The sequence below is a fragment of the Acinetobacter sp. Ac_3412 genome (genome assembly GCF_013072675.1).
GTDB classification, from domain to species: Bacteria; Pseudomonadota; Gammaproteobacteria; order Pseudomonadales; family Moraxellaceae; genus Acinetobacter; species Acinetobacter higginsii.
Genome location: NZ_LXUJ01000012.1, coordinates 28,906 through 41,666 on the forward strand (window position 1 = coordinate 28,906; position 12,761 = coordinate 41,666).

The window sequence follows — 12,761 nt, forward strand, 5'->3', positions numbered from 1 at the left end:
ATGGTTTTCTCGCTTATTTTCAGATTTCGCGCTAAAATGTGCGCCTCATTTTTCTATCTTAATACATTTGGAGTTATCCATGAACGCTACTGTAGAACAGCTTGCACCTGTAGAACAGCAAGCGACCAATAATTGGGTTGTTGCGGCACTATATCAATTTAAAGAAGTTTCAGATGCAGCAGATCTGCAACAACGTCTTTTGGACTTAGTGAATAGCATCAATTTATGTGGAACTCTGATTGTAGCGTCTGAAGGAATTAACGGAACTGTTGCTGGTGACCGTGCCGCGATTGATGCAGTTCATCAATTCCTTCTCAACGAAGGTTTTAACGCAATGGAATATAAAGAGTCTGAAAGCTCTGAAAAGCCATTCCGTAAAATGAAAATTAAACTTAAAAATGAAATTGTAACTTTAGGTGTAGAAGTCAAGCCACGTGATTTAGTTGGCCACTATCTTGATCCTAAAGAATGGAATGATCTGATTAGTCGTGATGATGTAATCTTGATCGATACCCGTAATGATTATGAATACAAAGCGGGTACATTCAAGGGTGCAATTGATCCTAAAACAGAATCCTTCCGTGAATTCCCTGAATACGTAAAACAGAATCTTGAACAGCACAAAGACAAAAAAATTGCGATGTTCTGTACTGGTGGTATTCGTTGTGAAAAATCAACCTCTCTCCTGCTTCAAGAAGGTTTCAATGAGGTTTATCACCTGAAAGGCGGTATTCTTAAATATCTAGAAGAAACACCTGCTGAAGAAAGCATGTGGGAAGGTGAATGTTTCGTTTTTGATGGCCGTACTGCTGTTACCCATGGTGTTGAAGAAGGTGAAAACATCAAATGTCATGCTTGCGGTTGGCCATTGACCAAAGTTGAAGCTGAACTGCCAAGCTATGAACATGGCGTATCTTGTGTGTACTGTATTGATAAAACCACAGACAAACAAAAAGCAGGCTTCCGTATGCGTCAGTCACAGATTGCTGCTGCAAAACGCAAACGTCTATAAGCTTAATCAGTCAATGAAAGCCATAGTTAAACTATGGCTTTTTTATTGTGTTGATAAAAATCATGTAACGATTCAACCCTTGAGCATTACCCTGCACCTCTCTATGCTAAAAACAATAATCAAATGAACTATATAAGGGCATTATGGGACTTGAAGATTGGGTCTTATCGATCATGGAAAAACTTGGGTATTTAGGTATCGCATTTTTAATGTTCCTAGATAATATCTTCCCGCCTATTCCCTCAGAAATCATTATGCCATCGGCTGGCTATACCGCTTCAAAAGGTGAACTCACCCTGATCGGTGTCATTATTGCAGGAAGTGCTGGTTCAATTTTAGCTGCGATGTTGTTCTATTGGATCGGTCGAAAAGTACCACAACAACGACTGTTTCAGTTTATCGAACGTTATGGCAAATATTTACGCATTCAGGTTACTGATCTGGACAAAGCACTAACATGGTTTAACAAACATGGGCATCGCATTGTTTTCTTTGGACGAATGATTCCTGCAGTTCGTTCCTTGATTAGTATTCCCGCAGGGATCAGCCGAATGCCTTTTAGTAAATTCATGCTCTACAGTAGTGCTGGAACACTGATTTGGACCAGTTTCCTTGCCTATCTGGGCTATCATTTTAGTGAAAATCAGACACTCATGCTGGCGATTCTTCAACGCATCAGCTATCTGATCTTCGCCCTAATTGCCTTATATATCATCTGGTGGGCAATTAAAAAGTTTTACCGATCTAAATCAAACCATAACCAATAACACTAACAAAACTTAGACCTGAGATGAAACTGCGTTAAATCCCAGTTGGCTTTTATGCATTTCATCCCTTAACCAGTCTCTCAGCAATCGTTTACGAATATCCGCTTCAAAAGGCTGGGCAGACAATAAATGATAGGCCGAACCATCTGCATAAGTCGTGGTAAGTGGTTCCAGCATCTGATATTCCATTTCTCGTTCAACCATATAGGCTGAAACCACTGTTGCACCTAAACCCGCCAAGCAAGCCTCAATACAGAGATAAAAATGCTCAAGCGAAGATCGTTTTAAATCACTGAGTTGTGCTAGATGCCGACGTTTAAACTGTTGCCATAGCTGAGGTCTGGACTTGGAAATAAATAGCTGTGTCATTGCCGCATGATCATTCTTCGCCCGTACAGCGAGCATCTGTTCATCTGCAATTTTTTCACTATACAGGGCAGCGCCCCAATCAAAATCATCTCTTCTCAGCGCCACGTCGATATGCTGTGCAGTAAAATCCACCGCTCCACCACCGGTTAACAAACTCACCTCAAATTCAGGATAGCGCTGTTTAAATTGCGCCAAGCGGGGAATCAGCCATTTCATGGCCAGTGTCGGTTCACAAGAAAGAATCAGGTTCTTTTGCACCTTATTGTGTTGCTGTAATTGTACTACGCACTGCTCGATCTGTTGAAAGACCTGCTGACAACAATCAAACAGCACTTCACCCTCTGAGGTTAAAGTTAATTTTCTGGCTTCACGTACAAATAAGAGCAAGCCTAAACTTTCTTCCAAGTTTTTAAGTTGCTTACTCACCGCACTTTGAGTCACAAATAGCTTTTCCGCAGCAAGCGTCACACTTTCATAACAAGCCACGTAATAAAAAAACTTGAGTGAATTCAAAGATAATCGCTCAATCATTCCAAAAACTCATGCATAAAAAGAATTAACTTCAATTTTAAATATAGCAAGAATATGAAAAATATAAAAAATCTTTAATCAATCAATTTAGGAATAGATGAGTGAATGAAATCATTGCAGTCGGCATCGTCACCCTGCTTGCAGTCATCAGCCCAGGTGCTGACTTCGCCCTGGTGACCCGAAACAGCTATCTCTATGGTCGACATTTGGGCATGTGCACCACCTACGGCATTGCGATGGGTGTCTGGGTCCATATCAGCTACAGCTTGATTGGACTCAGCTTTTTACAGCAACACCTCCCCAGTTTAATTCATCTGATTCAATATATGGGTGCAGCTTATTTGATCTATATTGGCTACAAAACCTTTGCCCAAGCCCCCATTCTGTTTGATGACAATAGCCATCAGATCACACGTTGGCAGGCCATCAGGCATGGTTTTCTCACCAATAGTCTCAATCCCAAAACCACACTTTTTGTCATGAGTATTTATGCACAACTCATGACCACCACCAACAGTCTGCACACGTTAATCGGCTATGGTATTTTTATTTCTGGCAGTCATTTGGCTTGGTTTTGTCTTGTTGCACTTTTTTGTTCTACCCCTTTCATTCGAAATAAAATTCTCTCTCGACAAATCAGCATTAATCGAGTGATTGGTTGTATCTTGAGTGCTTTAGGACTGAGTCTATTTTTCGCTCATTTTTAAATATTGATCTTTAAACGATCTAAATGTAAAGCAACAACGCCAATTGTCGGCAATAAAAAAACGCCTTCTAGAGGCGTTTTAATATTCTATTTGTTTGTCATTCTTCAACCGCGATGATCACAGTATCCGAGGTATCCTTATGCTGGCGTATGGTACATCAGATAGAGTTCATTTAAATTATTTGGAATTTCTTCCGCTAATTCATCCATCAACTGACCATTGCGACGGAAAGATTCCATTTGTGGATCTTCTTCATCAATTCCGCTAAACACCATAATTGGTAATGTTAAATCGATAAGCTGTTCTTCAAACTCAGGCGCAAACCACGCATCTTCATTAAGGAACATGGCATCAACAAAACCAACACTCCAATCACCTAAGCTCGATTCAACGTCTGCTTCTTCGATTTCAAATGGAAACTCGATTCCATTTTCATTGGCTAAATCTTGACGAATAGACTCCAACCAAAGCTTAACCTGCTCAAGCACTTCAGCAGGAAGTTTCTTTTGATTACTCTCGAAAAGCTCATCTAACCAACGATCGAATTGTGGACCAACTGCAATCGCACACAAAAAGCCATGAGTCGCTGCAAAATCTAGACCATATTCATTTTGATCGCCGTCAAGATAGTTACTCAATAAGTCTAAATCTAACGTGCTCATTCTTTAATCCAATTTTAAAAATACATCGTCAACAGCATAACATTTTCGGACATAAAGTCTTAGCAATTTTGCTTAGTCTTCGTCATCAAGATCATCGTCGTCGAAATCGTAATCAAAATCTTTGAGTTCTCGCTCTAAACGACGTTGCGCCAGAAGCTCATCAATCAAACGGCGCTTTTCTAATGATTCTTTGGCAGTAATTTTTCCAGATGACTCATCAAAACCTGCATCATCTTCACCATAGTTATCATCATCTAATTCAAAATCTGTAGAAGACACTAAGTACCTCTAATGAAAAAATATAAATGGGTCTAGCCGCTATTTATCGGTCTTAGCCAGCCTTGTCAAGTTTTATTTGTTTTTTTTGTGATAAAATGATGTTTTGTACTTTTTTTCGTCAGTTTTTTTGTGTATTTATAATCTAAGAACAATTGTAATTAAAAAACATCTTTAATCAGGATTGACTGCTTGAAAATTTATGACTCAACCCCATATTCAAGAAACGAACGTGAAATCAAAGCTATTTTTTATTTAAAGCAAACGGATCAAATCCAAAACATTCGTCGTGAATTGTGCTATCATGCACGGTTTTTCACCGCCCCAGATTCAACAAAAGAGTAAGCAAAGATGAGCGATATGAATTCCCCTACTTCGCAAGTAGCGGCTCTGATTAGCCGAGGCAAAGAGCAAGGTTATTTAACTTACGCTGAGGTTAACGATCATCTACCAGACTCAATTACGGAAAGTGAGCAGATTGAAGACATCATTCAGATGCTTCAAGACGTTGGTATTCCAGTGCATGAACGTGCACCAGAAACTGATGACACCATGTTTGGTGAATCAACTGAAGCGGCTGACGAAGTTGCCGAAGAGGAAGCTGCTGCCGTATTAGCATCGGTTGAAAGTGAGCCTGGTCGTACCACAGACCCTGTACGTATGTACATGCGTGAAATGGGTACGGTTGAACTTCTTACACGCGAAGGCGAAATTAGCATTGCAAAACGCATCGAAGAAGGTATTCGTGACGTTTTACATTCGATTGCTTACTGGCCAAATGCTGTTGAAGTTGTTTTACAAGAATATAATGACTTTTTAACAGGCGAGCGTCGTCTTGCCGATATTCTCTCTGGTTATTTAGACCCAGAAACTGACGAAGATATTCCAGAAGTTCTTGAAGAAGAAGCTGAGCTTGAAGAAGACGAAGATTCTTCACCTAAAGCGAAAGACGTCAAACTCGATGATGATGACGAAGAAGAAGAATCTGAAGGTGATGATGATTCTGAAGGTGAGTCAGGTCCAGACCCTGAAGTTGCCAAAGTTCGTTTCTCTGAATTAGAGGCTGCTTGGAATGAAACTAAAACGGTTGTAGCGAAGCACGGTCGTGATAGTGATGAAGCAAAAGCTGCGCTTGAAGCGCTTGCTGCTGTGTTCATGATGTTCAAATTTACACCACGTTTATTCGAAATCATTTCAGAAATGATTCGTGGTACACATGACCAAATTCGTTCAAATGAACGTGAAATTATGCGTTATGCAGTCCGTCGTGGTCGTATGGATCGTACCCAGTTCCGTACAACTTTCCCTGAGCAAGAATCAAATCCAGCTTGGTTAGACGAACAAATTGCAAAAGCACCTGCTGAAACCAAAGCGCATTTAGAGAAAGTACGTCCTGACGTATTGGCTTTCCAGCAAAAAATTGCAGATATTGAGAAAGATCTTGGTTTAAACGTTAAAGATATCAAAGATATCTCTAAACGTATGGCGGTTGGTGAAGCAAAAGCTCGTCGTGCCAAGAAAGAGATGGTTGAAGCAAACTTACGTTTGGTAATTTCAATTGCGAAGAAATACACCAACCGTGGCTTACAATTCCTCGATTTGATTCAAGAAGGTAACATCGGTTTGATGAAAGCCGTGGACAAGTTTGAATATCGTCGTGGTTATAAATTCTCGACTTATGCAACGTGGTGGATTCGTCAGGCGATTACACGTTCGATTGCCGACCAAGCACGTACCATTCGTATTCCAGTACACATGATTGAAACGATTAACAAGATCAATCGTGTTTCTCGTCAACTTCTTCAAGAAATGGGCCGTGAACCGACTCCTGAAGAATTGGGTGAGCGTCTGGAAATGGACGAAGTTAAAGTTCGTAAAGTACTTAAAATCGCAAAAGAACCGATTTCGATGGAAACACCGATCGGTGATGATGAAGATTCGCATCTTGGTGACTTCATTGAGGACTCAAACATCACTTCACCAGTGGATGCTGCGACCTCAGAAGGCTTAAAAGAAGCGACACGTGAAGTACTTGAAAACTTGACTGAACGTGAAGCAAAAGTATTGAAAATGCGTTTTGGTATCGATATGCCAACCGACCATACTTTAGAAGAAGTAGGTAAACAGTTTGACGTAACACGTGAACGTATTCGTCAGATTGAAGCGAAAGCGTTACGTAAGCTGCGTCACCCTTCTCGTTCAGAACACTTACGTTCATTCTTGGAAAACGACTAATCTTTGGGAAATTTTGTGCTAGACCAATGCATTGTATTGGTTTAGCGCAGGACTTGAAGTTCAACACTTCATCCCCATCTATGTATTAGATCAAAAGCGCCTGCACTGATGCAGGCGTTTCAAATTAAGAGGTTGCTCATGTTAGACCGCACTCCTTCTCGTGAATTGCAAGAACATCTTTGGGTTTTCCCGATGGACTATCCGATCAAATTGATTGGTAATGCAGGGGATGAACTTCGAGTGGCTGTTGTTGATATTTTGCAGAAGCACTTCCCTGAATTTGATGGCGACACAGTGAAAGTTCAGCCGTCACGTACAGGCAAATACCACTCTTTGACTGCACAATTGCGCTTTGAAGAGCTGGAACAAGTTCATGCCTTATACGCTGACCTTGCAGCCTGTCCTTTAATTAAGACAGCGCTATAATCAAAAAATCCAAAATGCGAAAGTGTTTTGGATTTTTTTTTCGCAAAAAATAACATCCGACTTTTTTGATAAATTCCTATTTATCTGATTCAAATCATTACATAATTCAACAACTCATCAATTCAAAGCCGCCAAGGAAATCCTGTTGTAATGAATGCTGCAAAACCGACTTTAATCATTCGTTGTTTCAATGATCTACAAGATTACACAACTCGTTTTGAAGCAATGAAAGACTTCACAACTAATCGTGATGAAACCACACCCGATGAAGTTTGGCTGCTTCAACATCAAGATGTCCTGACCCAAGGACAAGCAGGCAAGCCTGAACATATCCTGCTGCACAGCAACCTGCCGATTGTACATACTGATCGCGGTGGCCAAGTCACTTGGCATGGCAGAGGTCAATTGGTGGCCTATTTCCTGTTAGACCTGAATCGCTTGAAATGGCATGTGCGTACTTTGGTCAGTTTTGCAGAACAAGCCATGATTGATCTACTCAAAAAATATAATATCAATGCCTATGCCAAAGCTGATGCCCCAGGCGTTTATGTCGATGAACGCAAGATTGGTTCTCTTGGTTTTAAAATCCGTCGTGGCCGTAGTTATCATGGTCTGGCCCTGAACATCGACTGCGACCTCACTGGTTTTCAAACCATTAATCCCTGCGGTTATGCAGGTTTAGAGATGGTGCGCTTACAGGACTTACTGACAGATTATCCAAGCTTTGAACAGCTTTGCGCTGATTTTGTCCACTATCTGCAAAATACCGATTTCTTTAATGACCTTGTAGTCAAATCTGAATAATTTACTTTTCAATTCTAATAAAATAAATTAGAGTAAATACTCTAAATTAGCTTTTGCATAATTTTAACAAGGGATACGCAAGTGATTTCAACCAAAGCAGTGAAGCCCACGTTGCAATTTGCCTACGTCAAACTCATGATGGATGTTGTGGGTCGTGGCCTCGTGATGGCAAGCCAAGTGGATGATGAAGTACAACAGGAAGTGTCGAAGTTTCCTGTTGGTTTTATCCTTTCAATGAATGTTTTCCCCAATGGACCTGCATTTGTTGCTCGAGTAACCGAAGAAAAACAATTAGAGCTATTGTCCAACTACAAAGGCAAGCCTGATTTAACCATTACCTTCAAGCATTTAACCCACGCCTTTTTGGTATTTTCTTTCCAAGAAAGTACGGCACAAGCCTTTGCCAATGACCGTATGATTGCCGATGGTGATGTTTCAAGTGCCATCCGTCTGGTGCGTTGCCTGAATAAAATGGAAGCCTTGATCTTACCAAAGCTGATCGCTTCACTTGCAGTCAAACGCTACCCTGTTGAATTAACATTAAAAGAAAAATTCACAGGTGCAAAAAATATTTATCTTAAAGTCGCAAAATCATATCTCAAACGGAGCGCATAACATGGCTAAGCCTTATTACGAGTTTTTCTGTCCTGTAAAAGTCATTGCTGGTAACGCTGCCTTAGAGCATATCCCATTTGAACTTGCGACGCTTGGCGCAAAACGCCCAATGATCATTACCGATAAAGGTGTCCGTGCCAATGGTTTACTTAGCCCAATCGAAGCAGCTTTTAGTACAACTGATGCGGTGATTGGTGCGATCTTTGATGATGTTCCACCCGATTCAAGCTTGGAAGTGGTTCGCTTAGCCGCAGAACTTTACCGCCAGAAAAAATGTGATGCAATCATCGCGATTGGTGGTGGCTCAGTCATCGACACCTCTAAAGCGACCAATATCTTGGTGTCTGAAGGTGGTGATGATTTATTACAATATTCAGGTGCTCATAACCTGCCAAAACCACTTAAGCCATTCTTTGTGATTCCAACCACCTCTGGTACTGGTTCAGAAGTGACAATGGTGGCTGTGGTTTCAGATACGCAACGTAATGTAAAACTGGCTTTTGCTTCGTATTACTTGATGCCACATGCCGCGATTCTTGATCCACGCATGACCCAGACTTTACCACCGCATCTGACTGCCATGACTGGTATGGATGCATTAACTCATTGTGTGGAAGCTTATACTTGCTTAGCAGCGAATCCACTAAGTGATGCCTATGCCAGCGCAGGGATTAAAAAGATCAGCGAAAATCTGTTCAAAGTTTTAGACAATCCAAGCGATGCACAAAGTCGTTTAGAGCTTGCACAAGCATCCACCATGGCGGGGATTGCCTTCTCTAATTCAATGGTGGGCTTAGTTCACTCATTGGGTCATGCCCTCGGTGCAGTTGCACATCTGCCCCACGGTTTATGCATGAACTTATTCCTGCCATACGTGCTGGAATACAATAAAGAAATTAATGGCGACAAGATTGGTGAATTACTGCTACCACTTGCGGGTGCCGATATTTATGCACAAACTCCTGCAAACTTACGTGCAGACAAAGCCATTGCCACAATTTTAGCAATGCGTGATCGTCTTTTCAGCCTGACCAAACTGCCACGTACGTTACGCGAAACAGGTAAAGTCACTGAAGCACAACTGGATGAAGTTGCAGATAAGGCATTGAATGATGGTTCTATCATTTACAATCCGAAAGAAGCAAACTTGCAAGACATTCGTGCAATCTTACAAAAAGCATGGTAATACATTGAGTTAAATCAAGTATTGCTGCTTACAAGCCCCGATATTGATTGAGTATCGGGGCTTTTTAATTTTAAGTGAATCTTTATTCATCTATTTCTTTACCCAATTGGCAAAAAAATTGCTAAAAAAAGCATAAAAGTACTGACAATTTATAGTGTTTTAGGATAGATTGGCGCACTTTCGTTTTTTGTACGGGGGATCGTTTTTGTCTCAAATGATCCTTAACACTATGGCTGATCTTTGATCAACGATTATGAGGATAACGCCGTTGACAAATTTATCTGGGACTCAACCAACAGCGAAGCTTCAAAAGAATCTTGTGCTTTGGCACATCATCATTATTGGCTTGGCTTATATTCAACCATTAACTTTATTTGATACGTTTGGTTTAGTATCTGAAAGAAGTGGTGGTCATGTACCGACTTCCTACATATTTGCCTTAGTTGCAATTCTTTTAACGTCGATCAGTTATGGTCACATGATTCGTCGTTATCCGTCTTCTGGTTCTGCATATACCTATGCCCAAAAGTCGATTCACCCTAATGTTGGTTTTATGGTGGGTTGGTCTTCATGGTTAGATTATTTGCTCTCTCCTCTGGTGAATATCATTCTTGCTGATATTTATTTGAGAGCACTCTTCCCAGAAGTAAACAACTGGATTTGGGTGATTGGTTTAACCGTACTCATGACTGTGATCAACTTGTTTGGTGCACGTTTTGTTGCGCGTTTTAACAGTACCATTGTGGTGATCCAGCTCGGTGTCATTTTCTACTTTGTGTATCAGGTCTATATCCTGCTCACACAAGGGGTCTATGCCGACGGCACACTGAATCCAGACAAAGCTGAATTATGGTCACTTGCGCCATTCTGGAATGAAATGACCTCTGTCGGGGCTTTAATTGCTGGTGCAACTGTTCTCTGCTTCTCATTTACCGGTTTTGATGCGCTTTCTTCACTTGCAGAAGAAACCAAAGATGCTGAAAAGACTTTGCCACGTGCAATTTTCACCACAGCATTGCTTGCAGGTATCATCTTCATTGTCAGCACCTACTTTATTCAGCTTTACTTCCCAAGTAATCCGAATACCTACTTCAACCCACTGGATGAATCTCAACCGGTCATGGTTGCAGCCATTGGTAGCCTTGCATTTAAAACCATGGTTTTATACTTTGCAGTCGTAGCAGTCATGGCATCAGGTATTTCGGCACATGCAGGTGTATCGCGTTTAATGTATGTGATGGGTCGTGATGGCGTGATCAATAAAAAGTTATTCGGTCATATTAGCCCACGCTTGCATACCCCAACTTACAACATCTTGATTGTAGGTGTTGTTGCGTTGTCTGCTGGTTTCCTTGATCTTGAGCATATCGTGAACTTGATTAGCTTCGGTGCTTTAACCGCATTTAGCTTTGTTAACTTCTCGGTGATTTCTCGCTACGCGTTACGAGATGGCAAGAACAAGACACCAAAAGACATTATCAGTTACATCATCATTCCTACGCTAGGTTTCGCCAGCGTGTTTATGATGTGGTTGGAAATTGATAAATTGGCTTTACAGATTGGTCTGGCTTGGGCAGTAATCGGTGTCGGTTATCTTGCTTATAAGACTAAAGGCTTCAAATACAATGCACCACAGCATAATGAATTTGATGACAGACATTAATCTGATAAGTTAATAAAAAAGGCGCTGAATGCGCCTTTTTTATAGCTTGAAAATTTAGCCGTGCAGCTTTTCAACAATCGATTTCACACGTTGTGCATAAAGCTTCGCTGTTTCCAAATCCCCTGTTGGAATCTCATCAATACTCGCATCAGATGGTGACTGAACCAACAAACCAACCGAACCACCAAGGTTATTTACATCTTCACGTTTTGCATCTTTGGTATTAGCTGGCAATAATCCCAAGCTCACCCAAATACCGCCATGCTGAGAAGCCAAAGTCTGTAACTGAATCAAGGTCACCTGCTTATCACCATTCAGACTCGCACTATTGGTAAAACCTGCAAAGACTTTATCCTGCCAGCCACGGGTAAACCAAATTTTTGAAGAAGCATCAGCAAACTTCTTAAACTGCCAAGGGGCTGCCGCCATGTAGGTTGGTGCACCAAACACAATACCTTGCGCATTATTGAGCGTTTGCCAATCCTGTTCCGTAATCTCACCATTCTGATCAATTTCAATTAGAGATGCGTCAATCGCACCCGCAAAAGTTTCCGCAACCACTTTGGTATGGCCATAGCCTGAGAAATAAACAACTGCAATTTGTGTCATGAGAATATCCAAAATTTTTCAAAACTTCGATTCAATGATATATTTTAGAAACTAGGTGTCAATTAGTTACCAACTGGTAACTACTAACATTCGATTAAGAAAATGAAGGTTATCGCTATGAATCAGGCATTAAAATACGATATTTATCAACAGCATTGCCCTGCTCGGTTATTTTTTGAAAAAATTGCAGACAAATGGGTACTGATGATCATCAATGTGCTTGCGCGAGAAACCCAACATTTCAATTTGCTCAAAAAAAGCATTCAAGGCATTTCACCGAAAGTATTGTCTCAAAAACTAAAAATGCTTGAACGCGATGGTTTTATTGAACGGCAAGTACAAGATACTGCACCAATTCGAGTGGATTATTCACTCACCGCACTCGGTTTAGAAGTCGCGGAAATGGCGTATCAACTCAAAGATTGGGCTGAAAGTAATATAGAACAAGTTATTTATGCTCAACAACGATTTGATTCAATTCAAGAAGAATAAACGAGACGATATGGTGAGGTTCATATGTACCCACAACCTTTAATTGCTGTGGCCGATGTCGAGAAAACTAGTCAGTGGTATCAAACAATACTTGGCTTAGAAAGTGGTCATAGCGGCAAAGACTATGAACAGTTGCTATATGAACAGCGTATGGTGTTGCAACTGCATCAATGGCAAGCGCATGAACATCCACATATTGGTGATCCCAAACGAGTGATCGGGAATGGGGTTTTATTGTGGTTTGAAAGCAATCAATTTGATGAGATTGTACAAAAGCTACAAACCCATCAAGTTGAAATTTTAGAAGGCCCTAAATATAACCCCAACGCGCATCATCGCGAAATTTGGTTTAAAGACCCAAATGGTTATACGCTGGTTGTCGCAAGTCCATATGGCGATATCTAAAG

15 protein-coding genes are annotated in these 12,761 nt (G+C 40.9%); 11 read left to right on the plus strand and 4 right to left on the minus strand.

From position 1 onward, the window contains the following. Positions 1-79 precede the first annotated feature (79 nt). Both A7P54_RS15435 and A7P54_RS15440 read left to right on the plus strand, forming a co-directional pair. Entirely contained in the window at positions 80-1,012 is a 933-nt protein-coding gene (locus tag A7P54_RS15435) for a rhodanese-related sulfurtransferase (protein WP_171550096.1), read from the plus strand. Positions 1,013-1,155: 143 nt separating this feature from the next. Continuing rightward, on the plus strand, positions 1,156-1,779 hold the full coding sequence (locus A7P54_RS15440) for a DedA family protein (RefSeq protein WP_171550097.1): 624 nt from the start codon (positions 1,156-1,158) through the stop codon (positions 1,777-1,779). A 12-nt stretch (positions 1,780-1,791) separates the two neighbouring features. On the opposite strand, the gene A7P54_RS15445 is transcribed toward A7P54_RS15440, so the two are convergent. Next, positions 1,792-2,679 carry a LysR family transcriptional regulator gene (locus A7P54_RS15445; protein WP_171550098.1) on the minus strand — a complete coding sequence of 296 codons (888 nt, stop codon included), beginning with the start codon at positions 2,677-2,679 and terminating at the stop codon, positions 1,792-1,794. A gap of 101 nt (positions 2,680-2,780) precedes the next feature. Between A7P54_RS15445 and A7P54_RS15450 the strand changes: the two genes are divergently transcribed. Next, the gene (locus A7P54_RS15450) at positions 2,781-3,386 is read left to right on the plus strand and encodes a LysE family transporter (RefSeq protein ID WP_171550099.1); all 606 of its coding nucleotides are present in this window, start codon (positions 2,781-2,783) and stop codon (positions 3,384-3,386) included. A gap of 137 nt (positions 3,387-3,523) precedes the next feature. Here A7P54_RS15450 and A7P54_RS15455 read toward each other — a convergent pair whose 3' ends face one another. Together A7P54_RS15455 and A7P54_RS15460 are read right to left on the minus strand one after the other, a co-directional pair. Next, positions 3,524-4,048: a YecA family protein gene (locus A7P54_RS15455; protein WP_004803148.1), complete on the minus strand. Its 525-nt coding sequence runs from the start codon at positions 4,046-4,048 to the stop codon at positions 3,524-3,526. Positions 4,049-4,120: 72 nt separating this feature from the next. Then, complete coding sequence (locus A7P54_RS15460; RefSeq protein WP_004803146.1) at positions 4,121-4,327, minus strand: PA3496 family putative envelope integrity protein; 207 nt, start codon at positions 4,325-4,327, stop codon at positions 4,121-4,123. A 348-nt stretch (positions 4,328-4,675) separates the two neighbouring features. Here A7P54_RS15460 and rpoD point away from each other — a divergent pair, with 348 nt between their 5' ends. From rpoD to A7P54_RS15490, 6 genes are all read left to right on the plus strand, one after another. Then, on the plus strand, positions 4,676-6,559 hold the full coding sequence (gene rpoD / locus A7P54_RS15465) for an RNA polymerase sigma factor RpoD (protein WP_016162793.1): 1,884 nt from the start codon (positions 4,676-4,678) through the stop codon (positions 6,557-6,559). 138 nt (positions 6,560-6,697) lie between these two features. Continuing rightward, a complete protein-coding gene (locus tag A7P54_RS15470; protein ID WP_004652212.1) occupies positions 6,698-6,985 on the plus strand; it encodes a DUF493 domain-containing protein in 288 nt (95 codons plus the stop codon). 150 nt (positions 6,986-7,135) lie between these two features. Continuing rightward, positions 7,136-7,789, plus strand: coding sequence for a lipoyl(octanoyl) transferase LipB (gene lipB, locus A7P54_RS15475; protein WP_004803142.1), 654 nt, complete (start codon positions 7,136-7,138; stop codon positions 7,787-7,789). Positions 7,790-7,870: 81 nt separating this feature from the next. Further along, positions 7,871-8,404: a hypothetical protein gene (locus A7P54_RS15480; RefSeq protein WP_005192584.1), complete on the plus strand. Its 534-nt coding sequence runs from the start codon at positions 7,871-7,873 to the stop codon at positions 8,402-8,404. A 1-nt stretch (position 8,405) separates the two neighbouring features. Further along, entirely contained in the window at positions 8,406-9,590 is a 1,185-nt protein-coding gene (locus tag A7P54_RS15485) for an iron-containing alcohol dehydrogenase (protein WP_005322725.1), read from the plus strand. 268 nt (positions 9,591-9,858) lie between these two features. Then, positions 9,859-11,253 (plus strand): APC family permease, encoded by a 1,395-nt coding sequence (locus A7P54_RS15490; RefSeq protein WP_016541349.1) that lies wholly within the window; start codon positions 9,859-9,861, stop codon positions 11,251-11,253. A 54-nt stretch (positions 11,254-11,307) separates the two neighbouring features. Here A7P54_RS15490 and A7P54_RS15495 read toward each other — a convergent pair whose 3' ends face one another. After that, a complete protein-coding gene (locus A7P54_RS15495) occupies positions 11,308-11,868 on the minus strand; it encodes a flavodoxin family protein (protein WP_171550294.1) in 561 nt (186 codons plus the stop codon). A 111-nt stretch (positions 11,869-11,979) separates the two neighbouring features. Here A7P54_RS15495 and A7P54_RS15500 point away from each other — a divergent pair, with 111 nt between their 5' ends. Both A7P54_RS15500 and A7P54_RS15505 read left to right on the plus strand, forming a co-directional pair. After that, the gene (locus A7P54_RS15500) at positions 11,980-12,354 is read left to right on the plus strand and encodes a helix-turn-helix domain-containing protein (RefSeq protein WP_005150311.1); all 375 of its coding nucleotides are present in this window, start codon (positions 11,980-11,982) and stop codon (positions 12,352-12,354) included. A gap of 24 nt (positions 12,355-12,378) precedes the next feature. After that, on the plus strand, positions 12,379-12,759 hold the full coding sequence (locus A7P54_RS15505; RefSeq protein ID WP_171550100.1) for a VOC family protein: 381 nt from the start codon (positions 12,379-12,381) through the stop codon (positions 12,757-12,759). The last annotated feature ends 2 nt before the right edge of the window (positions 12,760-12,761 follow it).

Bases quoted from the DNA above. Each gene is read 5' to 3' on its own strand.
- A7P54_RS15470 (WP_004652212.1), top strand. From the start codon at position 6,698: ATGTTAGACCGCACTCCTTCTCGTGAATTGCAAGAACATCTTTGGGTT.
- A7P54_RS15445 (WP_171550098.1), bottom strand. From the start codon at position 2,679: ATGATTGAGCGATTATCTTTGAATTCACTCAAGTTTTTTTATTACGTG.
- A7P54_RS15500 (WP_005150311.1), top strand. From the start codon at position 11,980: ATGAATCAGGCATTAAAATACGATATTTATCAACAGCATTGCCCTGCT.
- A7P54_RS15435 (WP_171550096.1), top strand. From the start codon at position 80: ATGAACGCTACTGTAGAACAGCTTGCACCTGTAGAACAGCAAGCGACC.
- rpoD (WP_016162793.1), top strand. From the start codon at position 4,676: ATGAGCGATATGAATTCCCCTACTTCGCAAGTAGCGGCTCTGATTAGC.
- lipB (WP_004803142.1), top strand. From the start codon at position 7,136: ATGAATGCTGCAAAACCGACTTTAATCATTCGTTGTTTCAATGATCTA.
- A7P54_RS15505 (WP_171550100.1), top strand. From the start codon at position 12,379: ATGTACCCACAACCTTTAATTGCTGTGGCCGATGTCGAGAAAACTAGT.
- A7P54_RS15440 (WP_171550097.1), top strand. From the start codon at position 1,156: ATGGGACTTGAAGATTGGGTCTTATCGATCATGGAAAAACTTGGGTAT.
- A7P54_RS15455 (WP_004803148.1), bottom strand. From the start codon at position 4,048: ATGAGCACGTTAGATTTAGACTTATTGAGTAACTATCTTGACGGCGAT.
- A7P54_RS15485 (WP_005322725.1), top strand. From the start codon at position 8,406: ATGGCTAAGCCTTATTACGAGTTTTTCTGTCCTGTAAAAGTCATTGCT.